This is a genomic window from Lonsdalea populi, assembly GCF_015999465.1.
Lineage (GTDB): Bacteria > Pseudomonadota > Gammaproteobacteria > Enterobacterales > Enterobacteriaceae > Lonsdalea > Lonsdalea populi.
The window spans coordinates 183,836-209,004 of sequence record NZ_CP065534.1; the positions used below are offsets into that span (position 1 = coordinate 183,836).

Here is a 25,169-nt window from a genome sequence, read left to right on the forward strand (position 1 = left end):
GCCATGACGACAGGATTCAACGGATTTTCACAGCGGGGGCTTACCTTCTTGCAGCAGGTAAGTCAGCACAACAGCAAAGAGTGGTTCGAGGCGCATCGAGCCGACTGTGAGGCGACGCTTCTGGCGCCGTTTCGCGCGCTGGTGAATGCGCTCGGCATCACGATGCTGCAAATCGACGAACATTTTGAAACGCGCCCCACCAAAACCCTCTCGCGTATTCGTCGGGATACCCGTTTTTCGCGCGATAAATCTCGCTATCGCAGCAATATGTGGCTGACCTTCAAGCGCAGCCGTAAAAACTGGACCGATGCGCCGACCTATTTCTTCGAAATCAGGCCGGACAGCTGGCACTATGGGTTGGGCTACTACAGCGCCAGCCGACCCACGATGGAACTGTTCCGGCAGACGTTGCGTGAAGAGCCGCAACGTTTTCTCAAGGTCGCGGAATGTCTGGGAGAAGAGTTTGTGCTGGAGGGGGAACGCTACCGCAGGCCGCTCCTTAAGGACCAGCCTGCGGCGCTGGCGCACTGGTATAACCGTAAATCGCTGGCGGCGGTCGCTTCCCGTCAGGATATGTCCGCGTTATTTAGCGGCGAATTGGTGACGACGCTGGCTGAGGGATTTACCCGGCTGGAGCCGTTATATCGCTATCTGATGGACGTTGAGGTGATGAAGCGGGCCGAGCAGGCAGGTGCTTTCGACGCCTTGTCCGATCGGACTATGTCCCCACAACGGTGATCCCTACGCTGAATCGGCCACGCTATTGGTGCTCCTGCAACGTCTCCCAGAAGGCGGCAATCAGGGGCTCGCTCAGGCGCTTTTTCTGCATACAGATCCCGAGCGGGATAGGCTCCAGAATTTGCTCCTGCAAGACGAACACACGCTTGCGCACGGGTTCAGGGCTATTTTCCAGCACGACGTCGGGGACCAGCGCCACGCCACAACCCACCGCGACCATCGATACCATAGCTTCATGCCCGGAGACGGTCGCATAGATCAGCGGACTGGCGATTTTCTGATGGCGAAACCAGCGTTCGGTGAGCTTTCTGACCGGTCCGTACTGCGGCAAAATGAAGGGAACCTGCCCCCAGTCAACGTGGGGGTCCTTCATTTGGACCTGAACAGGGCAAGGCATTGTCGGGATAACCAGCGCGATGCGAATGTTGCCGATCGGGATGAACACCATGCTGGGCGGCAGCAGTTCCGGATGGCCCGCGATGCTGAGGTCGGCGACGTTCGAACGGACTTTGTCTACGGCGTCGGCGGCATCGCCCGTAGTCAGCTTGATCTCTACCAGCGGATGGCGAGCGCGGAAGCGATCAAGAATCGCGGGCAAATGACTATAGGCGCCCGTCACCGAGCAAAATACCCGCAGTTCGCCGCTGAGCGACTGGCCGTGCTGCGACATCGCCAACTGCATCTGCTGGTACTGCAACAGCGTTTGTTGGGCGAAAATTTTTAGATGCTCACCGGCATCGGTCAGCCGCACTGTGCGGTTATCCCTTAAAAAAAGGGCCTGCCCAATGTCCTCCTCCATGCGCTGTATCTGGCGTGACAGGGTCGATGGGCTGAGATGCATAGCCTTGGCGGTGTGACCGAAATGATGACTTTCCACCAGGTGCAGAAATAATTTGAGATCGCGTAAATCCATTGGATGCAGGCCTTGTTTTTATGTTGCATATTATGCAATGCGACGTTGTTAATATAACAATCACGGTGATCAATTGCTGCATAAACCCTAAAGAATACCGTCGTTGCGCTGACGGCACAGCCGACCTACGGCGAATTTACGAGTGTAATTGCTGGGAGATTTTATCCCGGACGCGGAAGTGAGGCTTAATTACGCTGGACAGAATGGACCCGAATCGCGGTGATGGCACGATCCGGACAGAGGGCGTAGTACTGAATTTACTATCATCCGGAAGACGGCAGCGAATTATTGGAAATGACCGCAGGTACGACGTGGTGAGATCTAGAACGTTAATCGATTAGCTTAATATAAATTTTGGTTTTATTTTTACCACCCGATTTTTTCCCCACAAAAATACTTTCCGTGATTTCCGATGTGTTTTTAATATGTGTTCCTCCGCACGGGATAACAATATTACCTACGCTCTAGTAATATACTTCATCCGTGGAAGTTTCAGGGATCATTGCGATTGGAAGAGCATTAGAATAAGTCATCTCAATAAGTTTTTTATTTCGGCTAACTGCTCATCGGTTATTTTATTAGTCAGGGAGTAACTGGCCCGCTCTTCATTAATAGAACATCCCTTAAGAAATATATCCACATTGTATCGGTTTAATACCGTATTGAAGGCATGAAACAAAAAATGAGACAAGGTGTGATGCTTCATTATCTTGTATCTTCGGCCCCAGTCAATTTTCATTTTTACTTTATCTCCGGAATTGAAATCTACATCGTTGCTAAATGTATGAATAATTCGCGTGTTAATTTTAACCCCGGAAACGTTAACTTTCTTATTCCTTACAGAGAATAGCTCGCCTAATTTTTTTTGAACATCGATGACGTCGTTACCATTAATACAGCCAATATCGCTCGTTTGTCCGCCCGACTCTGCATAAAATACGGTTTTATCAAATACAGCGATATTCCCTTCTGTATAAAGTACTGTCGCTTCTGTTTCGGTCATATATGGATCTTGATTATACAACCTGATTGTAGGCGGCAGGCTGGCTACGGCTCCGATATTCATCTTTAATTCTCCCTAGATATATAACTTTAATAAAAAATAAATATATAATACTATCTTTCTATTCACAAGCAGCGCTTGCAATATGAAATTAATTGAGATGAATGTTTTAGAATAATAATTCTGGTTTATTATGGGAAGGGATGCGTTTTAAATGATGTGAGCGTAGGTTGTGACGAGGTCAGCGATATTAGAAGCTACCTCTGCCGGAAGCAGGGCCTGTTCTTGGGATTATCTTCAGGAGCAAATATTATTTCTGCTCTTAAAATATTAAGGCGCTACCCAGAAGGAGCAAATATCGTGCCGTTCACCATCATTCCTATTTCTTATTTTGTCTACAAAGAAAAAATTCCGCCGGGTTTTTTCTGGGGCATTGCCATCACTCTTGTCGGTCTGGTGTTATTGATCAATGGAAAAGCATCGCCTTCCGCAAGTAGCTTTAAAGGCGACTTTCTGGCTTTTTCCATATCCATCTTTTATGCGTTGTTCCTGTCGGTGGTGTACAAGTTGAGAACGCGCGTTTCCGCTATCGATATTATGTTTTACAGCGCGTTTGGCTCAATCTTTGTGCTGTTGCCTGCGGCCTACGTCATCGAAGGTTTTCAAACGCCGACCAGTGTTGCCGACTGGTGGCCATTAATCACCTTGGCGCTGTTTTCACAGATATTCGGTCGTAGAGGATATCGAGAGACTTCTCTGCTCGGCGGCTGTGCCGCTTCGCGATGGCTACACCGTTATGATCTTTCATTGCATATTATGCAATGACGCGTTGTCAATATATCAATTTAAGCAATGCAATTCCTGTCATATGATGTGTCTATTCCGGGGCCGCCAGGCGGCAACACGAAGAAACAACGGCAACCAACACATCATTATGGAGCATCGCCACATGGCTAATTACTTCGACACCTTGAACCTGCGTCAGAAGCTGGCGCAATTGGGCAAATGTCGCTTTATGAACCGCGACGAATTTGCAGATGAAGCTAACTACCTCAAGGGTAAGAAAGTCGTGATCGTGGGATGTGGCGCTCAGGGGCTAAACCAGGGGCTAAACATGCGCGATTCCGGTCTGGATATCGCTTATGCCCTGCGTAAAGAAGCCATCGCCGAGAAGCGTGCTTCATGGCGCAAAGCGACCGAGAACGGTTTCATCGTCGGAACTTATGAAGACCTGATCCCGCAGGCGGATCTGGTGGTTAACTTGACGCCGGACAAACAGCACTCCGCCGTGGTACAGGCCGTACAGCCGCTGATGAAACAGGGCGCGGCACTGGGTTACTCTCACGGTTTCAACATCGTAGAAGTGGGCGAGCAAGTGCGTAAGGACATCACGGTCGTGATGGTCGCGCCGAAATGCCCGGGTACGGAAGTGCGTGAAGAGTACAAACGCGGTTTCGGCGTGCCGACCCTGATTGCTGTTCACCCGGAAAACGACCCGAAGGGCGAAGGCATGGCGATTGCTAAAGCCTGGGCTGCGGCGACCGGCGGTCATCGCGCGGGCGTTCTGGAGTCCTCCTTCGTGGCCGAAGTAAAATCCGACCTGATGGGCGAACAGACTATCCTGTGCGGCATGCTGCAGGCGGGTTCTCTGCTGAGCTTCGACAAACTGGTGGCTGACGGCGTTGACCCGGCTTATGCCGAAAAACTGATTCAGTACGGTTGGGAAACCATCACCGAAGCGCTCAAGCAGGGAGGTATCTCCCTGATGATGGATCGCCTGTCTAACCCGGCGAAACTGCGCGCTTACGCGCTGTCTGAACAGCTGAAAACCCTGATGGCGCCGCTGTTCCAGAAACACATGGATGACATCATCTCCGGCGCGTTTTCCCGCGGTATGATGGAAGACTGGGCCAACGGCGACGTGAAACTGCTGACCTGGCGTGAAGAGACCGGCAAAACCGCGTTCGAAACCGCACCGCAGTTTGAAGGCAAAATCATCGAGCAGGAGTACTTCGACAACGGCGTGCTGATGATCGCCATGGCGAAAGCCGGGGTTGAGCTGGCGTTCGAAACGATGGTGAGCTCCGGCATCATCGAAGAGTCCGCCTACTATGAATCCCTGCACGAACTGCCGCTGATCGCGAACACCATCGCCCGTAAGCGTCTGTACGAAATGAATGTGGTGATTTCCGATACCGCTGAATACGGCAACTACCTATTCGCCAACGCTGCAGTGCCGCTGCTGAAAGAGAAATTCATGAGCAGCCTGCAGCCGGGCGATATCGGTAAATCCGTTGCCGCAACGGCGGTGGACAACGCGCAGCTGCGTGACGTTAATGAAGCCATCCGCAACCATCCTATCGAAGTCGTCGGTAAGAAACTGCGTGGCTACATGACCGATATGAAACGCATTGCGGTTGCGGGATAATCCTGCACGTCGATAAGACGTCATTCCGGCTATAACAAAGGGCGCAACGAAAGTTGCGCCCTTTTTGATCGCGCTTATGCACAAGGGAATCACCGCGAGGACGGCCGGTGGATCACCCGCCAGCCCGGTTTACAAGATCAGCGGCGGTACAGCACTTTGATGATGTGATAGCCGAACTGAGTTTTAACCGGTCCGCAGGGCTTGAGCAGTTCGCAGGAGAAAACGGCTTTATCAAACGTCGGCACCATATCGCCCTGGCGAAATTCACCCAGGTCGCCGCCGTTGCGTTTTGACGGACAGGTTGAAAACTTTTTGGCTAACTGCTGGAAGTCTTCACCCTGTTCCAACTGGGCCAGGATGTCGTTGGCCTGCTGTTCCGTATCGACTAGAATGTGCAGCGCCGAAGCTGTTTTTGCCATGAAATATACCTTTTTTTAATCGGGGGTTGCTGGCAGGCACTGTAACCCGCGTGCAATACCAATAGCAATGCGCGGTGTCTCGCCGGCGACCACTTCCACCGATCCTGCCCCGCGACTTTTGCTACAATCGCCTTCCGTTTGAACAAAGAGCAAGATGTCCCATGCGCTTAAATCCCAGCCAACAACACGCCGTCGAGTTCGTTACCGGTCCCTGCCTGGTCCTAGCCGGCGCCGGTTCTGGTAAAACGCGCGTTATCACGCAGAAGATAGCCCATCTGATACGGGAGTGCGGCTATCAGGCGCGCAATATCGCGGCGGTGACCTTCACCAACAAGGCGGCCCGCGAGATGAAAGAGCGTGTGGCACAGACGCTGGGACGCAAGGAGAGTCGCGGCCTGATGATTGCGACCTTCCATACGCTGGGGTTGGAGATCATCAAGCGCGAATACGCCGCGCTGGAAATGAAATCCAATTTCTCCTTGTTCGACGACCAGGATCAGCTGGCGCTGCTCAAAGAGCTGACGGAAACCAGGCTGCAGAATGACAAAGAACAACTGCAACAGTTGATCTCGACGATCTCCAACTGGAAAAACGATCTGATCGAACCGTCTCAGGCCGCAGCGCTGGCGCGATCGGAGCGGGATCTTCTGTTCGCGCACTGTTATCAGCTCTACAGCGAACATTTGCGCGCCTGCAACGTGTTGGATTTCGACGATCTCATCCTGTTGCCTACGCTGTTGTTCCGGCGCGATAAACAGGCCCGCGAACGCTGGCAGCATCGCTTGCGCTATCTGCTGGTGGACGAGTATCAAGACACCAACACCAGCCAGTACGAGCTAGTTAAACAACTGGTGGGCAGCCGCGCGCGGTTTACCGTGGTCGGTGATGACGACCAGTCGATTTATTCGTGGCGCGGTGCGCGTCCACAGAACCTGGAGCTGCTGCAGCACGATTTCCCTGCGTTGCAGGTGATTAAACTGGAGCAGAATTACCGTTCGTCCGGACGCATTCTGAAAGCGGCCAATATCCTGATCGCCAACAATCCGCACGTCTTCGAGAAACGACTTTATTCGGAGCTGGCGTACGGCAACGAGCTGAAGATTATTACCGCCAATAACGAAGATCATGAAGCCGAACGCGTAGTAGGCGAGCTGATCGCGCATCACTTCATCAACAAGACCCAGTACCGCGACTACGCCATCCTTTATCGCGGTAATCATCAGTCGCGGCTGTTCGAAAAAGTGCTCATGCAGAACCGCATCCCGTACAAGATCTCCGGCGGCAGCTCATTCTTCTCACGTCCGGAAATCAAGGACCTATTGGCCTACCTGCGCGTGTTGAACAATGCTGACGACGACAGCGCATTTTTGCGCATCGTGAATACGCCGAAACGAGAAATCGGCCCGGCCACGCTGAAGAAACTGGGCGAATGGGCGAATCAGCGCAACCGTAGCCTGTTTAACGCCAGCTTCGACGTGGGGCTCTCTCAGGTGCTGACCGGCCGCGGTCTCGAATCGCTCCAGCGTTTCACGCAGTGGCTGGCTGAGATTGCGCGTCAAACGGAGCGAGAGCCTGTGGCGGCGGTGCGCGATCTGATCCACGGGTTGGATTACGAAAGTTGGCTGTATGAAACCTCCCCCAGCCAGAAAGCGGCGGAAATGCGCATGAAAAACGTCAACCAGCTGTTTACCTGGATGACGGAGATGCTGGAGGGGAGCGATCTGGACGAGCCGATGACGCTGACGCAGGTCGTCACGCGTTTCACGCTGCGCGACATGATGGAACGTAACGAAAGCGAAGAAGATCTCGACCAGGTGCAACTGATGACGCTGCATGCGTCTAAAGGGCTGGAGTTCCCCAATGTCTATCTGGTGGGGATGGAAGAAGGGTTGCTGCCGCATCAGACCAGTATCGATGAAGACAACGTCGATGAAGAGCGGCGGTTGGCCTATGTCGGCATCACCCGGGCGCAAAAGGAGCTGACCTTCACGATGTGCCGCGAGCGTCGCCAGTATGGTGAACTGATACGTCCGGAGCCGAGCCGTTTTCTGTTGGAATTGCCGCAGGATGACGTTCAGTGGGAAACGGTAAGAAAAGTGGTCAGTCCGCAGGAGCGAATGCAGAAAGGGCAAGGGCATCTGGCGAATATTCGTGCGCAGCTGGCGAAGGCCAGAGAGAAAGAGTAGTACCGCGCCCATTACCGGGGGGACGCGGCCGGAACGACCGCTGTCATCGTAGGACGTCCGTAGAAGGGCGTGGCGTCTAAAAAGAAATCCCGCCAGACGAGAGGAGTCGCCGGCGGGGATTCGCGTTCCGACGTTACTGCGTCAGCTTTTTGCCATCTAGGGTCACGTTTTTAACCGTGCCGATTTTCCACGGCGTGGTTCCGCTGAGCAGATTTGTGAAACTCACCTGGTTAAATGTGCTGTCCTGGATATCGTCAATCGAAGCGGGGGATACGCCGTCCAACGTCACATTATTGAAGTTCAACTGACTGTGCCAAATCCCTTTAGCGCTGTCGCCGACGATCTCAATCGATGGATAGGCGCCGGAAGTGCCCTGCACCGTGACGTTACTGACTGCAAAGTCGTAGAAGCGAGCGGGCGTTTTAGCTGCCGGATAATCCACGGTCGCATTAGAGTCCGAATAGCTTAGCGTGACAACCACCGCCTGTTTGACGATATCTTTCATCGCATTATTCCGGAATACCACGTTATGCGCGCCGCCGCCGATACTCGGCGCGCTTTTGGCGCGCAGGCCGACGTCGGTTTTCTGCATCACATTGTTTTCCGCGACGATATCTTGTATCCAGGCGCCGGTATGGCTGCCTGTCACAATCGCGCCATGTCCCATACGGAAATAGTTGTTGAACAACCACGCGCCTTTCATCGACTCCTGCTGGCCGGCGTTTGCGCCGGTGCCGGCGGCGAAGTTGATGCAATCATCGCCGGTATCGAACACGTTGTTGAACGCCATTACGTTCTGGCTATTACCAAACTCCACGCCGTCGGCATTGTTGGCGTCGTAGGTTTGGTGAGTCAGTCCGTTTACCACCGCATTATGGTTTTCCAGCAGCATGATGCCGTGATACGCGGGGTTACGGACGGTAAAATCCGCGAGATAGACGTTTTCCACGCCGCGCAGCGTTATCAGGCTGGAGCGGCCCTGACCGTAGGCCAGTTTGACGCCAACGCCGTTGTTGACCAGTTTATCCACCTGGTTTTTGGCTAAAATCCCATCCTGACTGACTTTACTGCTGTTGCTGGCGACGTATTGCGGCAGCCTGACGTTGGCTTCATCCGTCACCGTACCGCCGGCCGTGCGTTTCCAGCCGTTGCCGTCGATAATGCCCTGACCCACAATGCGGATGTTTTTGAACGTTCCCGGCGTACTGCTGTTTTTGTCGATGGCGTTGATTAACGATGCAGGGCGGGTGAAGGTGGAGTATGGATAGAGTTTATAGCCTTCGGGATAATCGCTGGGGTTGTCGGAACCCAGCAGCGTCGCGCCTTTGACCAGATTAAGCGTCATATCGCTTTTCAGCCACAGCGCGCCGGTTTTGAATACGCCCGCGGGAACGTCTACGCGACAACCCGGTTTACATGCATTAATGGCTTTCTGGATCGCGGCCGTATTCAGCGTCGCGCCGTCGCCTTTCGCGCCGTATTGCGTGATATCCAGCACCTGCGGCACGCTGGCAGTTTTGGCGGTGACGGTATTGCTGTCGCCGGATACCGTGCCGTCGGCATAAACGACCCGAACGGTAAACTGATATTGGGTATTCGCCTTCAGGTTATCAATTCGAGCGTTGTGTATGACGATCCGATGCTGAAAGTTGGCGGTATCGTTCTTGTAGAACGTAGAGATATAACGGCTGGCGGGAGAGCTGGCCGCGTTGTTCTTGCTAGCCAGACCGATCGGCTTTCCATCCTGGTAAATCTGATAGTCGACGATGTTGGACGTGTCTTCCGGCGCGTCCCACACCAGCACTACGCTGTGGTCATCGTAGGCCAGCGTTGGCACTCGCAGCTGTTGGGGTAGGTTGTCGGCGCCTGACGATGCACAAGTAAACAGCAGCAATGCGGCGGCCGCGCTCAGGGAATAGCGCCCGGGCAGGGAGAATCTTTTCATCCTTGATCCTTAGATTTTATATATAGGTGTGAGCCGTAATGACTATTTTCAATGAAAACATCACGTTACGGCGGCGATACGTCCTGTATCGATTCAGGGCCGGAAAACCATCGCAGATTTTGAGGTGTGAGGGAAGGTACGGGCAACAAAATGTTACCCTTTACTGACCGATCAAGCCGGACTTTCTTCAACAATGAGCGGCCAGTGAACATAGCTTTGCCAGCGACTTTCCTGCTCCAGCATTTCGGCCCGCAGCGGATACTGGGACAGCCATCCAGCAGGTAAAATGACCCGCAGCGTTTCACCTTCCGCACGGAGTCTGACGGCAGGCAGCGTATCGTCCCGGCGACGACTGGCGAAAATAATCGCCAGTCGCAGCAGACGACACAAATGCTGTGCCTGACACACCGGCAGCGCGTTTTGCTGGGCTAGTGGAATAGGATCGAGTGCATTGCATTGGTTGTGGAGCAGGGTGGCCAGAAGTTTTTTCTGAGCCGGTGTAAAACCGGGAAGATCGCTGTTGCGGATAAGATAGGCAGCGTGATGGGAAGCCTGACGGAAGTCGATACTGAGTCCGATTTCGTGAATCAGACTCGCGCTGCGCAGGAGCTCCCGACATCGATCGTCCAACTGCCAGTCCTGAACCAACTGCTGTGCGAAATTGTCCGCCAGTGCGCTGACGCGCCGCGCCTGCTCGCCATCAAGAAGATAGCGCTGTTGCAGATTATGCAAGGTGCGGGAGCGAATATCCTGCCCGATGGGCAAATGCAGCATGCCGTACACCAGCCCTTCGCGAAGCGCGCCGCCTGCCAACGTCATGGTTTGGATGCCCAGTTCGTGGAAGATGGCCAGTAGGATAGACAGACCGCTTGGGAAAACCAGCGCGCGTTCCAGCGTCAACCCGTCGATTTCGAGTTCTTCCAGCTTGCCGCACTGAATCGCACGTTGCTTAAGCTGTTGCAGCTTGTCTAACGTGATGTACTCATCCATCCCCTGAGCGACCATGATCTCCTGCAGTGCCTGTACGGTGCCGGAGGCCCCGACGCAGATCTGCCAGCCTTGCGCCAGTAGGTGGTTTTTTACCGTAAGCACCATTTCACGCGCCGCTTCTTCAGCGCGGGCAAAATTTTCCTCGCCCAGATTGCGATCCGCGAAGTAGCGTTCCAGCCAGGTTACGCAGCCCATCGGCAGGCTGAACAACTGGTTGGTTTGCGCGCCGATGCCGGTTGCCAATTCAGTGCTGCCGCCGCCGATATCGACGACCAGTCTTTGTTCTGGACCGCCGGTCGTGTGGGCTACGCCCTGATAAATCAGTCGAGCTTCTTCTTCTCCGCTGATCACCTGAACCGGCACGCCCAAAATGCGTTTCGCCTTGTCGAGGAACTCATCGGCATTGGAGGCGAGCCTGAGGGTCGCCGTCGCGACGACGCGTACCTGATCCTGTGGGATGTCCTGCAGGTGTTCCGAGAACAGTTTCAGGCACTGCCAGCCGCGCTCCATCGCTTCCTGGGACAGGAAACTTTGCTTGTCCAGTCCCGCGGCCAGTCTAACTTTGCGTTTGATGCGGGACATGGTTTGTATGCTGCCGGCGACTTCCCGGACCACCAGCATATGAAAGCTGTTGGAGCCCAAATCAATGGCGGCGTAGAGCGAAGAAGAGCTTAGCATCGACATGAGAGCGTCAATCCTGCCGTCTACGGTTGTTGTGACGAGGACTACTGCTGCGGCGCTGCGAATTCTGGCGGCGCGGACCGGAAGCAGAACGCGGACGCGTCAGGCGTTTCGGAGGCGGAAAATCACTCAGCAACGCTTCGCTGTTGTACTTGCTGACCGGAATACGGTGCCCGGTATACTCTTCAATCGCAGGCAGATTCAGCGCGTACTCTTCGCAGGCCAGGCTGATGGAACAGCCGCTTTCGCCAGCACGGCCGGTACGACCGATACGGTGAACGTAATCTTCGCAATCATCCGGCAGGTCGTAGTTGAAGACGTGCGTAACCAGCGGAATATGCAGGCCGCGCGCGGCGACATCGGTGGCAACCAGAATGTCGATATTGCCGTGGGTGAAATCTTCCAGAATGCGCAGGCGTTTTTTCTGCGGCACATCACCGGTCAGCAGTCCGACGCGGTGACCATCGGCGGCCAGATGACCCCAAACGTCTTCGCAACGGTGCTTGGTATTGGCGAAGATAATGCAACGATCCGGCCACTCTTCCTCGATGAGAGTCTGCAGCAGACGCATCTTCTCTTCGTTAGACGGATAGAACAGCTCTTCTTTGATCCGGTGACCGGTTTTCTGTTCCGGCTCCACTTCCACATATTCCGCGTTGTTCATCTGCTCGAAAGCGAGTTCGCGGACACGATAGGACAGCGTGGCGGAAAACAGCATGTTGAGACGCTGATCGGTGGCCGGCATGCGTCGGAACAGCCAACGGATATCCTTAATGAAGCCCAGATCGTACATACGATCCGCTTCATCCAGCACCACAACCTGAATCGCGCCCAGATTAACGTAGTCCTGCTTCGCATAGTCGATCAGACGACCTGTGGTGCCGATCAGAATATCGACGCCGCTCTCCAGCACTTTCAGCTGTTTGTCGTAGCCGTCGCCGCCATAGGCCAGGCCCAGTTTCAATCCGGTGGCTTTAGCCAGCGCTTCGGCGTCTGCATGGATCTGCACGGCGAGTTCACGCGTCGGCGCCATAATCAGCGCACGAGGCTGGTTGGTTTCGCGTTCAGCCGAAGTGGGATGGGAAAGCAGATAATGGAAAGTAGACGCCAGAAACGCCAGCGTCTTGCCGGTACCGGTTTGCGCCTGACCTGCGACATCACGGCCTGACAACGTCAGCGGTAATGTCAGCGCCTGAATCGGCGTGCAGTTATGAAACCCTTTACTTTCAAGCGCTTCTATAACCTGCGGGTGCAGTGCGAAGTCGGAAAACTTCTGTTCGGTTAAGTGTGTTTTGCTCATAGTATGGTAGAATATCAGCTAACTATTGCTTTACAAAAGCGTATCCAGTGAAATAAGAAATAAAGCCAACCCCGAGGTTGGTTAATGCTACACCAACTGGTTGGACATAATCCTGCGGAGTAAAACATGAGCGATAAAATTATTCACCTGACCGACGGCACTTTCGATAAAGATGTATTGCAGGCCGAGGGCGTAACGCTGGTTGATTTCTGGGCTGAATGGTGTGGTCCTTGTAAAATGATCGCTCCTATTCTGAATGAAATCTCCGAGGAATACGCGGACAGACTCACTGTAGCCAAACTCAACATTGATGAAAACCCGGCGACGGCACCTAAATACGGCATTCGCGGAATCCCGACGCTGCTGCTGTTTAAAAATGGCGAAGTGGCGGCCACGAAAGTCGGCGCATTATCCAAAGGTCAGTTGAAAGAGTTCATCGAAGCTAACCTGTAATCCGCACTGAACGGGGCGGTTCCCAGGGCGTCTTCCGGCAATGAGAATTTCTCTTACTGACCGCTGGACGCCCACAGGGAAGCATGCTAGATTCATCCTCACTGCATACCGTACTTACCTGTAGTTTGAGCTCTTCGGGCTTGAGCCTAAAGTTAGAATCTGAAGTAATATCCTGTGTCAAAATCGGAAAAAGTCATTTAAGTTAACGACGTTCTTCTCCCCCGGTTTGGCAATCTGACAGTTATAAATTAATTTGTTTTGAAGGTTTCTTCGATCTTTGCCGTATGTATGCGCAGAGTCCGCATGATTCAGTCCGGCACAAAGCTGGCGTTCGGTGATTGAAGGCCGTTATAAGAGGCACGGATGATCCTGCCATACCATTCACGTTAATAGTTCGAGATTTACCCCGAGTTTAAGAACCCACCATTATGAATCTTACCGAATTAAAGAATACGCCAGTTTCTGAGTTAATCACTCTTGGCGAAAATATGGGGCTGGAAAACCTAGCCCGTATGCGTAAACAGGACATCATTTTCGCCATACTGAAGCAGCATGCAAAGAGTGGCGAAGATATTTTCGGCGATGGTGTGCTGGAGATATTGCAGGATGGGTTTGGTTTTCTTCGTTCCGCCGACAGCTCCTACCTCGCCGGTCCTGATGACATCTACGTTTCCCCCAGCCAAATCCGTCGTTTTAATCTCCGTACTGGCGATACCATTTCCGGTAAAATTCGCCCCCCCAAAGAAGGCGAACGCTACTTCGCTCTGCTGAAAGTTAATGAAGTCAACTACGACAAACCGGAAAATGCCCGCAGTAAGATTCTGTTCGAAAACCTGACGCCACTGCATGCCAATTCGCGTCTGCGTATGGAACGCGGCAACGGTTCGACTGAAGATTTGACGGCTCGCGTGCTGGATTTGGCTTCTCCGATCGGCCGTGGTCAGCGTGGCCTGATTGTGGCGCCGCCGAAAGCGGGTAAAACCATGCTGCTGCAGAATATCGCGCAGAGCATCGCCTACAATCACCCGGACTGCGTGCTGATGGTGCTGCTGATCGACGAACGTCCGGAAGAAGTGACCGAGATGCAGCGTCTGGTGAAAGGCGAAGTTATCGCTTCCACCTTTGACGAACCGGCATCTCGCCACGTTCAGGTTGCCGAAATGGTGATTGAGAAAGCAAAACGTCTGGTTGAGCACAAGAAAGACGTCATCATTCTGCTGGACTCCATTACCCGTCTGGCTCGCGCCTACAACACGGTCGTTCCGTCCTCCGGTAAAGTGTTGACCGGTGGGGTAGACGCCAACGCCCTGCATCGTCCGAAGCGTTTCTTCGGTGCGGCACGTAACGTTGAGGAAGGCGGGAGCCTGACCATCATCGCCACCGCGCTGGTTGATACCGGTTCGAAGATGGATGAAGTGATTTACGAAGAGTTTAAAGGCACGGGTAACATGGAACTGCACCTCTCTCGTAAAATCGCAGAAAAACGCGTCTTCCCGGCCATTGACTACAACCGTTCCGGTACGCGTAAAGAAGAGCTGCTTGCCAGCTCCGAGGAACTGCAGAAAATGTGGATTCTTCGTAAGATCATCCATCCGATGGGTGAGATCGACGCCATGGAATTCCTGATCAACAAGCTGGCCATGACGAAGACCAACGATGAGTTCTTCGACATGATGAAACGTTCGTAAATTACGCTATTGGTTTGAGAAAACGCCACGCTGAGTCGTGGCGTTTTTTATTTTGCTCTATAATGCGGGCGTGGAAGAGTTTTGGCGTAATCACGTGCTGCTTAGTGCATCACCTCATGCCTTGCCCATATACCGTTTTGTCCTGTGCTCTTCATGCTTTTGTCTATGAAAAGTTAGGTAAAATAAAGCATTCATAAAACAGCCAGTTGTATTATCAAGCGCTGTAAATCGTGAACTTACTCATGATGAGTACTCAATTAGCGTCTACATTTCTGTTTTCTTTTCTTTTTCTGCTGCTGGCTCGCAAAGTAGCGAGAAAAAACGGGCTGGTTGATCGCCCTAACTTCCGCAAGCGCCATCAGGGACTGATACCCTTGGTGGGGGGGATTTCGGTTTATGCCGGGGTCTGCTTCACTTTTCTCATGACCGATGACTACATTCCCCATGCCCGCCTCTATCTGGTCTGCGCGGGCATTCTGGTCGTCGTCGGTGCGCTCGACGATCGCTTTGACATCAGCGTGCGACTACGCGCTACGGTGCAGGCGGCGGTCGCGGCGGCGATGATGGGATTTGCCGGTCTGACGCTCCAGCACCTGGGTTACATCTTCGGGGACTGGAATCTCAGTCTCGGGCCTTTCAATTATCTGCTGACGCTATTCGCCGTTTGGGCCGCGATCAATGCGTTCAATATGGTGGATGGCATCGACGGGCTGTTGGGCGGTCTATCCAGCGTGTCTTTCGGTGCGATCGGTATTCTGCTTTACCGCAGCGGCAACCATAGCCTGGCGCTGTGGAGTTTTTCGATGATTGCCGCGACCTTACCCTATATCCTCCTGAATCTCGGCGCTTTCGGCCGGCGATATAAAGTGTTTATGGGCGATGCGGGCAGCACCATGATGGGCTTTACGGCGATTTGGCTCCTGTTGCAAAGTACGCAGGGAGAAGGGCATCCCATCAATCCGGTGACGGCGCTGTGGATCATCGCCATACCGCTGATGGATATGGTGGCCATTATGTATCGCCGTTTGCGCAAAGGTATGAGTCCGTTTTCCGCGGATCGCCAGCATATCCATCATTTGATCATGCGGGCAGGCTTCACCTCTCGTCAGGCGTTTGTGCTGATTACGCTGTCAGCCGCCATGCTGGCGGCGATAGGCATGGCGGGAGAGTTTCTGCCCTTCATTCCTGAATGGCTGATGCTCGCCTTATTCCTGCTCATGTTTTCCCTCTACGGCTTCTGCCTGAAACGCGCGTGGCGGGTTGCGCGTTTTGTGAAGCGGGTAAAACGTCAGCTGCGCGAGCGGTCTTACTCACAACCACGATAAATCTGGGGATAGAATGAGTACAGAGAATCACGTTGTCCGGCACAACCCGTGGGATAATGAACTGGATATCCGCGGCTTGTTCCAGGTGCTTTGGCGAGGAAAAAGCTGGATCGCAGGTTCGGTCATGTTGTTCACCGCTCTGGCTATGCTGTATGCCTGGCTGGCGCCGCAGGAGTGGAGCGCCACGGCGATCACGGATAAACCCACCGTGAATATGCTGGGTGGGTTCTACTCGCAGCAACAGTTTCTGCGCAACCTGGATGCCAAATCTTTTGCGAACCCGCCCGCAGATCAGCTTTCCATCACGGCGGAATCCTATTCGGAGTTTGTGATGCAGGCCGCGGCATACGATACACGACGTGATTTCTGGCTACAGTCTGCCTATTATCGTGAGCGTCAGACAGGCGACGCGAGAGCGGACGCCGCGTTGCTGGACGAATTGGTCAATCAGATTCAGTTTACGCCGTATGACGAGGCTAAAAAAACCAACGATAGTGTGAAGCTGACGGCGGAAACGTCGGCTGATGCGAATGTCCTGCTGCGGCAATATGTTGCGTTCGCCAGTCAGCGTGCGGCGTCGCATCTGAACGAGGCGCTCGACGGCGCCTGGGCGGCTCGCACTGTTTTTATGCGTTCGCAGATCAAGCAGCAGGAATCCGTCGCTAAGGCGGCCTACGATCGTGAGCTGCACGTCGTCGAACTGGCCTTGCAGGCCGCTCGCCAGCAAGGGATTCGCCAGAATGCGGCGGAGACGCCCGCCAACGAGCTGCCGCCTTCTGAGCTTTTCCTGCTGGGCGTGCCGATGTTGCAAGCGCGACTGGAGCTTTTGCAGGCCGGCGGCCCGCAGTATGACAGCGATTACGATCGCAACCGGGCGCTGCTGAACACGCTGTTGGTAGGGCCAGTGGTTGAAAAACAGTTCCAGACCTACCGCTATTTGCGCACGCCGGAAGAGCCGGTCAAACGCGATAGTCCGCGTCGCCTGCTGCTGCTGATGATGTGGGGCAGCGTGGGATTGGTGATTGGCGCAGGCGTAGCGTTGGCGCGTCGCCGCTAACAGTCCTTGCCTGTGGCGGAACGCCCTATTTTATCTGACTAAAGAGCATCGAATGTGAAAGTCCTGACTGTTTTCGGCACCCGCCCAGAAGCGATTAAAATGGCGCCATTGATTCACGCGTTGGCTCAGGATGCGTTTTTTGAGTCAAGAATCTGCGTCACGGCTCAGCACCGGGAAATGCTGGATCAGGTCCTGGAACTGTTTGGTATTGAGCCCGATTTTGATCTCAATATCATGCAGCCGGGGCAGGGACTCAGCGAGATCTCCTGCCGTATTCTTTCGGGGCTTAAACCCGTTTTAGAGGATTTCCGTCCCGATTTGGTGCTGGTGCACGGCGACACCTCTACCACCCTGATGGCCAGTTTGGCCGCCTTCTACCAGCGCATTCCGGTAGGGCATGTCGAAGCGGGACTGAGAACGGGCGACATTTATGCGCCGTGGCCGGAAGAGGCGAATCGCACGCTCACCGGCCATCTGGCGCAGTATCACTTCGCGCCCACGGACACCGCCCGGCAGAACCTGCTAAAAGAAAACGTGCCTGACGCCGCCATCAAAGTGACCGGCAACACGGTGATCGACGCGTTATTCCTGGTTCGCGATCTCATTGCCCGCGATCCCAAACTGAATCAGCCGTTGCAGGCGCAGTACGCCTTTTTATCCGAACAGCGCAGAATGATTCTGGTTACGGGCCACCGCCGGGAAAGTTTCGGCGGCGGTTTCGAACGAATATGCAGCGCTCTGGCTGCCATCGCTCAACGTCATCCGGACGTCCAGATTGTGTATCCGGTGCACCTCAACCCTAACGTCAGCGAGCCGGTGAACCGCATTCTCAGCGGCATCGACAATATTTTCCTGATAGCGCCACAAAATTACCTGCCGTTTGTCTACCTGATGAACCGCGCTTATCTGATTCTGACGGATTCGGGCGGTATTCAGGAAGAAGCGCCTTCTCTCGGGAAGCCGGTTCTGGTCATGAGAGACACGACCGAACGGCCGGAGGCGCTGGCATCCGGCGTAGTGCGGCTCGTCGGCACCGATGCTACGAAGATCTTGAATAACGTCTCGGAGCTGCTGACGGATAAGTCAGCCTACCTGGCCATGAGTCAGGCGCAGAATCCTTATGGCGACGGTCACGCCAGCCAGCGTATCCTCGCGACATTAAAAGAAAATCAGGTAACATCATGAGTTTTAACATAATTTCAGTCATTGGCTTGGGGTATATCGGTTTACCCACCGCCGCGGCATTTGCATCGCGGCAGCACAAAGTGGTGGGGATTGATGTGAATCGCCGTGCCGTGGAGACCATCAATCGCGGCGAAATTCACTTTGTCGAGCCGGATCTGGAGCAGGTGGTCAGCACGGCCGTTGCCGAAGGCTATCTGCGCGCCTGTGAGCAACCGGTGCCCGCCGACGCCTTTCTAATCGCGGTGCCGACGCCGTTCAAAGGCGACCACGAGCCGGACCTGAGCTACGTTCGCGCGGCCGTCGAGTCTATCGCTCCCGTACTGGTGCCCGGCAATCTGGTCATTCTGGAGTCGACCTCTCCGGTCGGCACAACCGAACAAATGGCCGAGTGGCTGTCTGATGCGCGCCCTGATCTGACTTTCCCGCAGCAGGCTGGCGACGAGGCGCAAATTAATGTGGCCTACTGCCCGGAACGCGTTCTGCCCGGGAAAGTGATGGTGGAGCTGATCAAAAATGACCGCGTCGTAGGCGGCATGACGCCGACTTGTTCGGCGCGCGCCTGTGCACTCTACCGTCTCTTTCTGGAAGGTGAGTGTGTGGTTACTCACTCCCGCACCGCTGAAATGTGCAAGCTGACGGAAAATAGCTTCCGCGATGTGAATATCGCCTTCGCCAACGAGCTTTCGCTGATTTGCGCTGAACAGCAGATCGGCGTTTGGGAACTCATCCGATTGGCAAACCGTCACCCGCGCGTCAACATCCTGCAGCCGGGGCCGGGCGTCGGCGGTCACTGCATCGCGGTCGATCCGTGGTTTATCGTGGCGCAAAATCCTGAGCTGGCGCGGCTGATTCATATCGCCCGTCTGGTTAACGATGCTAAGCCACAGTGGGTGGTGGATCAGGTGAAAGCGGCGGTCGCCGAAGCGTTAGTGAACACTGACAAACGTCCGAGCGAGCTCCGCATCGCCTGTTTCGGGCTGGCGTTCAAACCGGATATCGACGATTTACGCGAAAGTCCGGCGCTGGACGTCGCGACCCGGATTGCCGAATGGCATGCGGGAGAAACGCTGCTCGTCGAGCCGAATATTCGGCAACTGCCTGATTCGCTGCGTGAGACGGCGACGCTAGTGGATTGCGACACGGCCTTACACAACGCCGATGTACTGGTCATGCTGGTCGATCACCGCCCGTTCCGTGCGATTGCGCCGGAACAGGTCAGCCAACGTTGGGTGGTGGATACCAAAGGCGTATGGCGCTAGCCGCCCCGACGATAACCCCCTTTGCACGCTAACAGGACGCCATTTATGCCGTTGCATGCCAATGTGGAACCTCTAAGCTGGGAAAGCACGTTCTTTCATCGCGCCAGCGGCAGGCTACTGTTTTCAGACGCCTCGCCGATGCTCAGTGCGGCGGCGTTGGCGCAGTACGATATCGTTCAGGCGAAAATCCCGGCCGGAGCGACCGCACAGGCGGATGCACTGGCTGCGTTGGGCTTCCGCCTGGCGGAAAGCGAGGTCGACCTGAGCGTGTCTTTGACCGAACGGCCGGACGTCGAGGCGTTCGACGGCGTGCGTCGGGCCGTGGAAAGTGATATCCCCATGCTGTGCGAGGCGGCTCGGACGACGTTTGCGCTGAGCCGTTTCCGCACGCCGTGGTATGCGCCGGAAGACAGCGGACGATTTTATGCCCGCTGGGTGGAGAATGCGGTGCTGGGGACGTTTGACGACGTCTGTCTTCTGCTGGAAGACGCCCACCGTCGGCCGCAAGGGTGGGTCACGTTGCGACAGTTGCCGGAGCAGGAAGCACGCATCGGTTTACTGGCGGCGTGGCCGGGACAAACCGGACGCGGCATCGGACGCCGCCTGATACAGGCGGCGGAAACGTGGTGCCGACAGCAGGACGTGCGACGTTTACGGGTCGCGACCCAACTTGGCAATATAGCGGCGCTGCGGCTTTATCTTAGCAACGGCGCGCGAATCGACAGCACAGCCCATTGGCTATACAGGTGACGATATGATCCCATTCAACGCTCCGCCCATCGTAGGTTCCGAGCTGGAATATATGCAGGCTGCGATGCGAAGCGGCAAGCTGTGCGGAGACGGCGGTTTTACCCGCCGCTGTCAGCAGTGGCTGGAGCACTATTCCGGCAGTCCCAAAGTGCTGCTGACGCCTTCCTGCACCGCCTCGCTGGAGATGGCGGCGCTGCTGCTGGATATTCAGCCCGGCGACGAAGTCATCATGCCGAGCTACACGTTCGTCTCGACCGCGAATGCTTTCGTGCTGCGCGGCGCCGTCATCGTGTATGTCGATATCCGCCCGGATACGCTGAACATCGATGAAACCAAGATAGAAGCCGCGATCACCGACCGTACCCGGGTGATCGTGCCGGTGCACTATGCGGGCGTGGCGTGTGAAATGGATGCCATTATGGCATTGGCGCAGAAACATGGGCTGCACGTGGTGGAAGATGCCGCGCAGGGCGTGATGTCCCGCTATAAGGGGCGGCCGCTGGGATCAATTGGCCACATCGGTTGCTTCAGCTTTCATGAAACCAAAAATTACACGGCGGGCGGCGAAGGTGGGGCGACGCTGATCAACGACCCGACGCTGATCGACCGTGCGGAAATCATTCGCGAAAAAGGCACCAACCGAAGCCAGTTCTTCCGCGGTCAGGTTGATAAATACACCTGGCGCGATTTGGGCTCCAGCTACCTGATGGCGGATATCCAGGCTGCCTATCTGTGGGGACAGCTGGAAGCCGCGCAGCGCATCAACAAGCGTCGACTGCGTCTGTGGGATGCCTATTATGCCGCGTTCCGTCCGCTGGAACAGGCGGGTCGGCTGGAACTGCCGACGGTCCCGGCTGACTGCGTACATAACGCCCACATGTTTTATTTACGGTTACGCGATATCGAACAGCGCAACGACTTTATCAGCTATATGAAAGAAGCCGAGATTCTGTCCGTATTTCATTACATTCCGTTGCACAGCAGCCCGGCAGGGCAGAAGTTCGGGCGTTTCTCCGGCGAAGATCGCTTCACCACGCGTGAGAGCGAGCGGCTGGTGCGCCTGCCGCTGTTTTACAACCTGCGCAACGTGAATCAGCGTACCGTCATCAGCACGGTGCTGAGCTTCTTCTCCTGATATGTCGCTCGCCAAGGCATCAGTCTGGACGGCCGCTTCGACGCTGATCAAAATCGGGGTTGGGCTGGTCGTCGTCAAGCTGCTGGCCGTCTCTTTCGGACCCGGCGGCGTAGGACTGGCGGGAAATTACCGCCAGCTAATTACCGTGCTGGGCGTGCTGGCAGGGGCTGGTATTTTTAACGGTGTTACCAAATACGTCGCGGAATACCAGCAGCGTCCGGCGGAGCTGCGGTCTCTGCTAGGCACCGCGACGACGCTGGTCACCGTGTTTTCGCTGGCGCTAGCGCTGGTGCTATGGCTGGCGGCAGTGCCGATAGCCGAAGTGTTGTTCGGCGAGACGCGCTTCGCCTCCGTCATTCGCGCGTTAGCGCTGCTTCAGGTCGGGATCGCCTATGCCAACCTGTTTTTGGCGATCCTGAAAGGGTATCGCCATGCGCGAGGCAATGCGCTGGCGATTATCGTGGGTAGTCTGATTGGGCTGGCGGCCTATCTGGCCTGTTTCTGGCTGGGCGGTTATGACGGCGCGCTGGTCGGCCTGGCACTGGTGCCTGCGCTGATCGCGGTTCCGGCGGCCTGGTGGCTCCAGCGCTCGACTCCGCTGCGCTGGCCGATGCTAAAGCCGCTCTGGGAGCGGATACTGGCGGGGCGGCTGGCGAAATTTACCCTGATGGCGTTGATGACGGCGGTGACGCTGCCGGTGGCGTATATCACCCTGCGCAATTTGCTCGCCGCGCACTATGGCTGGGAAGCGGTCGGGATCTGGCAGGGCGTCACCACGATTTCCGACGCCTATCTGCAGTTCATCACGGCGGCGTTCAGCGTCTATCTGTTGCCGACGCTGTCACGGCTGACCGAACGCCGAGATCAGGCGCGGGAAATTGTGACGTCGCTAAAGTTTGTCCTGCCCACGGTGGTGGCGGTGAGTTTCGTCGTCTGGCTGCTGCGCGATATGGCGATCTGGTTGCTGTTTTCACCTCAGTTTATAGCGATGCGCGATCTCTTTCCCTGGCAATTGGCTGGGGACGTGATGAAAGTGGGTGCTTACGTCTTTGGCTATCTGGTCATCGCGAAAGCTTCTCTGCGCTTCTATTTGCTGACCGAAATCAGCCAGTTTCTTCTGCTGATGGGATTCGCGCATTGGCTGATCCCCTTGCATGGCGCACAGGGCGCGGCACAGGCTTATATGGCAAGCTATCTGGTCTATTTCCTGCTGTGTTGCGGCATATTCATTATTTACTGTAGGCGAGTATGACCCCCTTAATTCACGTGCTGGGTGCGGATATCCCTCATCATAATCAGACGGTACTGCGTTTCTTCAACGACGTACTGGCCTCGACGCTGCCCGCTGAGCAGGTGCGGCGCTTTATGGTGGTGGCCCCGGCGGAGGCCGCATGGCTGCAAAATTTGCCGGCGCTGGCCGTCGACTGCTATCCCGATAAACGTGCGCTGGCGAAAGCGGTTGTCGCGCAGGCCAGGGCGCACCGTGATACCCGGTTCTTTTTTCACGGCCAGTTCAATCCGTGGCTGTGGCTGTGGTTGCTGACCGGCGACATTCGTCCGGCCCAGGCTTACTGGCATATTTGGGGTGCAGACCTGTATGAAACGGCAGGCGGTATGGCTGCGCGTCTGTTCTATCTGATGCGTCGCCATGCGCAGGGGCGTATCGGCCGGGTGTTCGCGACGCGCGGCGATCTGAATTTTTTTGCGCAACGACAGCCGCAGGTTCCCGCCCAACGACTTTATTTCCCCACGCGCATGGATCCGACGCTGGCCGCGCCAAACGACCTTAAAGTTCAGGCCGGGCCGATGACTATTTTGGTCGGTAATTCCGGCGATAAAACCAACCGTCATATCGAGGCGCTGCGCGCGATTCACGACCAGTTCGGTGAACGCGCGCGGGTGATTGTGCCCATGGGCTATCCTGCGAATAACGATGACTATATTGTGCAGGTCCAGCAGGTCGGCGATGCGTTGTTCGGCGTGAAACGTTTTCAACTGCTGCGCCGGCAGATGGCGTTTGACGACTATCTCGGAATGCTTCGCCGCTGCGATCTGGGCTATTTCATCTTCGATCGACAGCAGGGCATCGGTACGCTGTGCCTGCTGATCCAGTTCGGCGTGCCATTTGTGCTGAGCCGCCATAATCCGTTCTGGCAGGATCTGCAGGAGCAACATCTTCCCGTGCTGTTTTACGGCGACCCATTGAACGAGGCCGATGTACTGGAAGCGCAACGGGCGCTGGCGCGGGTCGATAAACGGCAGATCGCGTTTTTCGATCCAAACTATATTCACGGCTGGCGTCAGGCGCTGGCGGCGGGAGACCCGGTATGACCGAATGGCAGGTCAGCGGACTTCTGGGGGTTTACCTCGTTTCCGTGCTGTTCATCCTGTTTCTGACCTGGCAAGAGTTCAGACGGGTGCGTTTTAACTTTAACCTATTGTTTTCGTTATTATATCTGCTGACGTTCTATCTCGGTTTCCCGTTTACCTGCCTGTTGGCATTCCGTTTCAATGTGGCGGTGGTGCCGGCGCAGTACCTGTTAATAGCTCTGTTGTCGGCGACGGTGTTCTACGCCATTTATTATGTGACGTATAAAACCCGACTGCGCGCTTTGCCTACCGTCTCTTCCCCCCCGATGCTGAGCTTCTCCCGGGTGGAAACGCATCTGGTCTGGGGACTGCTGGCACTGGTGGCGGTCATTACCGTCGGTATCTTCTTTCTCCACAACGGCTTTTTGCTGTTTAAGCTGCGGGCCTACAACCAGATCTTTTCCAGCGATGTGTCCGGCGTCGCGCTGAAACGCTTTTTCTATCTCTTTATTCCGGCGATGCTGGTGATCTACTTCCTGCGTCAGACGCAACGCGCCTGGCTGGAATTCCTGCTGGCGACGGTGGTTTTCGGCATGTTGACCTACATGATTGTCGGCGGAACGCGTGCCAATGTCCTGATCGCCTTCTCGCTGTTTCTGTTTATCGGCATCGTGCGCGGGTGGATCTCGCTGTCGATGCTGGTCGTGGCGGGATTGATGGGAATTGTCGGGATGTTCTGGCTGGCGCTGAAGCGCTATAGCCTCGACGTCAGCGGTGCCGAGGCGATTTATACGTTTCTGTATCTGACGCGGGATACGTTTTCCCCATGGGAAAATCTGGCCCGGCTGTGGCAATTCTACGACGATATCCGTTTTCAGGGGCTGGCGCCCATCGTTCGCGATTTTTATGTTTTTATCCCCGGCTGGCTGTGGCCGGGACGGCCTTCGCTGATCCTCAACAGCGCCAACTACTTCACCTGGGAAGTGCTGAATAACCATAGCGGACTGGCGATGTCACCTACGCTTATCGGCTCGCTGCTGGTCATGGGCGGGGCGGCGTTTATTCCGCTGGGCGCCGTGGCCGTCGGGCTGATTATTAAATGGTTCGATTGGCTTTATGAGCGCGGTCGCCAAAGCCCTAATCGCTATAATGCCGCGATTTTACAGGCTTTTTGTTTTGGCGCGATATTCAACATCATCGTGTTGGTCAGAGAAGGGATGGATGCCTTTGTCTCTCGAGTGGTGTTTTTCTGTCTGGTCTTTGGCGCCTGCCTGCTGCTGGCCAAGTTATTATATTGGCTGCTGCTACAGGGCGGGGTGATCCGGCAACGCTGGCTGACTTTACCGCCGTCCGGGCCGGAACAACGCTCTGCGCCCGCGAGTCTGCGACGCGAATAATGAGGAA

General features: G+C 55.2%; 22 protein-coding genes. 15 read left to right on the forward strand and 7 right to left on the reverse strand.

Annotated features, from left to right (window positions below; all coding sequences use genetic code 11):
- Nucleotides 1-3 precede the first annotated feature (3 nt).
- Nucleotides 4-738, forward strand: a complete 735-nt coding sequence (locus I6N93_RS00845; RefSeq protein WP_085688972.1) for a DUF2461 domain-containing protein — start codon at nucleotides 4-6, stop codon at nucleotides 736-738.
- Between the two features lie 22 nt (nucleotides 739-760).
- Here the strand turns inward: I6N93_RS00845 and ilvY are convergent, their stop codons facing one another.
- The 3 genes from ilvY to I6N93_RS00860 form a co-directional block, all read right to left on the reverse strand.
- Complete coding sequence (gene ilvY, locus I6N93_RS00850) at nucleotides 761-1,651, reverse strand: HTH-type transcriptional activator IlvY (protein ID WP_085688970.1); 891 nt, start codon at nucleotides 1,649-1,651, stop codon at nucleotides 761-763.
- A 329-nt stretch (nucleotides 1,652-1,980) separates the two neighbouring features.
- Nucleotides 1,981-2,103: a hypothetical protein gene (locus I6N93_RS17395; protein WP_085689002.1), complete on the reverse strand. Its 123-nt coding sequence runs from the start codon at nucleotides 2,101-2,103 to the stop codon at nucleotides 1,981-1,983.
- Between the two features lie 77 nt (nucleotides 2,104-2,180).
- Nucleotides 2,181-2,717: an alanine--tRNA ligase-related protein gene (locus I6N93_RS00860; RefSeq protein ID WP_085688967.1), complete on the reverse strand. Its 537-nt coding sequence runs from the start codon at nucleotides 2,715-2,717 to the stop codon at nucleotides 2,181-2,183.
- Nucleotides 2,718-3,014: 297 nt separating this feature from the next.
- On the opposite strand from I6N93_RS00860, the gene I6N93_RS00865 reads away from it, so the two are divergent.
- Both I6N93_RS00865 and ilvC read left to right on the forward strand, forming a co-directional pair.
- On the forward strand, nucleotides 3,015-3,479 hold the full coding sequence (locus I6N93_RS00865; protein ID WP_197669177.1) for a DMT family transporter: 465 nt from the start codon (nucleotides 3,015-3,017) through the stop codon (nucleotides 3,477-3,479).
- 124 nt (nucleotides 3,480-3,603) lie between these two features.
- The gene (ilvC, locus tag I6N93_RS00870; RefSeq protein WP_085688964.1) at nucleotides 3,604-5,082 is read left to right on the forward strand and encodes a ketol-acid reductoisomerase; all 1,479 of its coding nucleotides are present in this window, start codon (nucleotides 3,604-3,606) and stop codon (nucleotides 5,080-5,082) included.
- Nucleotides 5,083-5,219: 137 nt separating this feature from the next.
- Here the strand turns inward: ilvC and ppiC are convergent, their stop codons facing one another.
- A complete protein-coding gene (ppiC, locus tag I6N93_RS00875; RefSeq protein ID WP_085688962.1) occupies nucleotides 5,220-5,501 on the reverse strand; it encodes a peptidylprolyl isomerase PpiC in 282 nt (93 codons plus the stop codon).
- Nucleotides 5,502-5,662: 161 nt separating this feature from the next.
- Between ppiC and rep the strand changes: the two genes are divergently transcribed.
- A complete protein-coding gene (rep, locus tag I6N93_RS00880) occupies nucleotides 5,663-7,687 on the forward strand; it encodes a DNA helicase Rep (protein ID WP_085688959.1) in 2,025 nt (674 codons plus the stop codon).
- Between the two features lie 133 nt (nucleotides 7,688-7,820).
- Here rep and I6N93_RS00885 read toward each other — a convergent pair whose 3' ends face one another.
- The 3 genes from I6N93_RS00885 to rhlB all read right to left on the reverse strand — a co-directional run bounded on the left by I6N93_RS00885 (nucleotide 7,821) and on the right by rhlB (nucleotide 12,603).
- Complete coding sequence (locus tag I6N93_RS00885; RefSeq protein ID WP_085688956.1) at nucleotides 7,821-9,632, reverse strand: glycosyl hydrolase family 28 protein; 1,812 nt, start codon at nucleotides 9,630-9,632, stop codon at nucleotides 7,821-7,823.
- A 171-nt stretch (nucleotides 9,633-9,803) separates the two neighbouring features.
- Complete coding sequence (gppA, locus tag I6N93_RS00890; protein WP_085688999.1) at nucleotides 9,804-11,300, reverse strand: guanosine-5'-triphosphate,3'-diphosphate diphosphatase; 1,497 nt, start codon at nucleotides 11,298-11,300, stop codon at nucleotides 9,804-9,806.
- 13 nt (nucleotides 11,301-11,313) lie between these two features.
- A complete protein-coding gene (gene rhlB / locus I6N93_RS00895) occupies nucleotides 11,314-12,603 on the reverse strand; it encodes an ATP-dependent RNA helicase RhlB (RefSeq protein ID WP_085688954.1) in 1,290 nt (429 codons plus the stop codon).
- Nucleotides 12,604-12,729: 126 nt separating this feature from the next.
- Between rhlB and trxA the strand changes: the two genes are divergently transcribed.
- From trxA to wzyE, 11 genes are all read left to right on the forward strand, one after another.
- Entirely contained in the window at nucleotides 12,730-13,056 is a 327-nt protein-coding gene (trxA, locus tag I6N93_RS00900) for a thioredoxin TrxA (RefSeq protein ID WP_026739280.1), read from the forward strand.
- A gap of 428 nt (nucleotides 13,057-13,484) precedes the next feature.
- On the forward strand, nucleotides 13,485-14,744 hold the full coding sequence (gene rho, locus I6N93_RS00905) for a transcription termination factor Rho (RefSeq protein WP_027063767.1): 1,260 nt from the start codon (nucleotides 13,485-13,487) through the stop codon (nucleotides 14,742-14,744).
- 230 nt (nucleotides 14,745-14,974) lie between these two features.
- Nucleotides 14,975-16,069: a UDP-N-acetylglucosamine--undecaprenyl-phosphate N-acetylglucosaminephosphotransferase gene (wecA, locus tag I6N93_RS00910; protein WP_085688951.1), complete on the forward strand. Its 1,095-nt coding sequence runs from the start codon at nucleotides 14,975-14,977 to the stop codon at nucleotides 16,067-16,069.
- Nucleotides 16,070-16,082: 13 nt separating this feature from the next.
- Nucleotides 16,083-17,126, forward strand: coding sequence for an ECA polysaccharide chain length modulation protein (wzzE, locus tag I6N93_RS00915; RefSeq protein WP_085688948.1), 1,044 nt, complete (start codon nucleotides 16,083-16,085; stop codon nucleotides 17,124-17,126).
- Nucleotides 17,127-17,180: 54 nt separating this feature from the next.
- Nucleotides 17,181-18,311, forward strand: coding sequence for a non-hydrolyzing UDP-N-acetylglucosamine 2-epimerase (gene wecB / locus I6N93_RS00920; protein WP_085688945.1), 1,131 nt, complete (start codon nucleotides 17,181-17,183; stop codon nucleotides 18,309-18,311).
- Nucleotides 18,308-19,570 (forward strand): UDP-N-acetyl-D-mannosamine dehydrogenase, encoded by a 1,263-nt coding sequence (wecC, locus tag I6N93_RS00925; protein WP_085688942.1) that lies wholly within the window; start codon nucleotides 18,308-18,310, stop codon nucleotides 19,568-19,570. Before wecB ends, wecC begins: the two co-directional genes overlap by 4 nt.
- Before the next feature lie 45 nt (nucleotides 19,571-19,615).
- Nucleotides 19,616-20,320 (forward strand): dTDP-4-amino-4,6-dideoxy-D-galactose acyltransferase, encoded by a 705-nt coding sequence (rffC, locus tag I6N93_RS00930; RefSeq protein WP_085688940.1) that lies wholly within the window; start codon nucleotides 19,616-19,618, stop codon nucleotides 20,318-20,320.
- 4 nt (nucleotides 20,321-20,324) lie between these two features.
- The gene (gene rffA / locus I6N93_RS00935) at nucleotides 20,325-21,455 is read left to right on the forward strand and encodes a dTDP-4-amino-4,6-dideoxygalactose transaminase (RefSeq protein WP_085688937.1); all 1,131 of its coding nucleotides are present in this window, start codon (nucleotides 20,325-20,327) and stop codon (nucleotides 21,453-21,455) included.
- A 1-nt stretch (nucleotide 21,456) separates the two neighbouring features.
- Nucleotides 21,457-22,707 (forward strand): lipid III flippase WzxE, encoded by a 1,251-nt coding sequence (gene wzxE / locus I6N93_RS00940; protein ID WP_085688934.1) that lies wholly within the window; start codon nucleotides 21,457-21,459, stop codon nucleotides 22,705-22,707.
- Nucleotides 22,704-23,786, forward strand: a complete 1,083-nt coding sequence (locus I6N93_RS00945) for a TDP-N-acetylfucosamine:lipid II N-acetylfucosaminyltransferase (protein WP_085688932.1) — start codon at nucleotides 22,704-22,706, stop codon at nucleotides 23,784-23,786. Before wzxE ends, I6N93_RS00945 begins: the two co-directional genes overlap by 4 nt.
- A complete protein-coding gene (gene wzyE, locus I6N93_RS00950; RefSeq protein ID WP_085688929.1) occupies nucleotides 23,783-25,162 on the forward strand; it encodes an ECA oligosaccharide polymerase in 1,380 nt (459 codons plus the stop codon). Before I6N93_RS00945 ends, wzyE begins: the two co-directional genes overlap by 4 nt.
- Nucleotides 25,163-25,169: the final 7 nt, after the last annotated feature.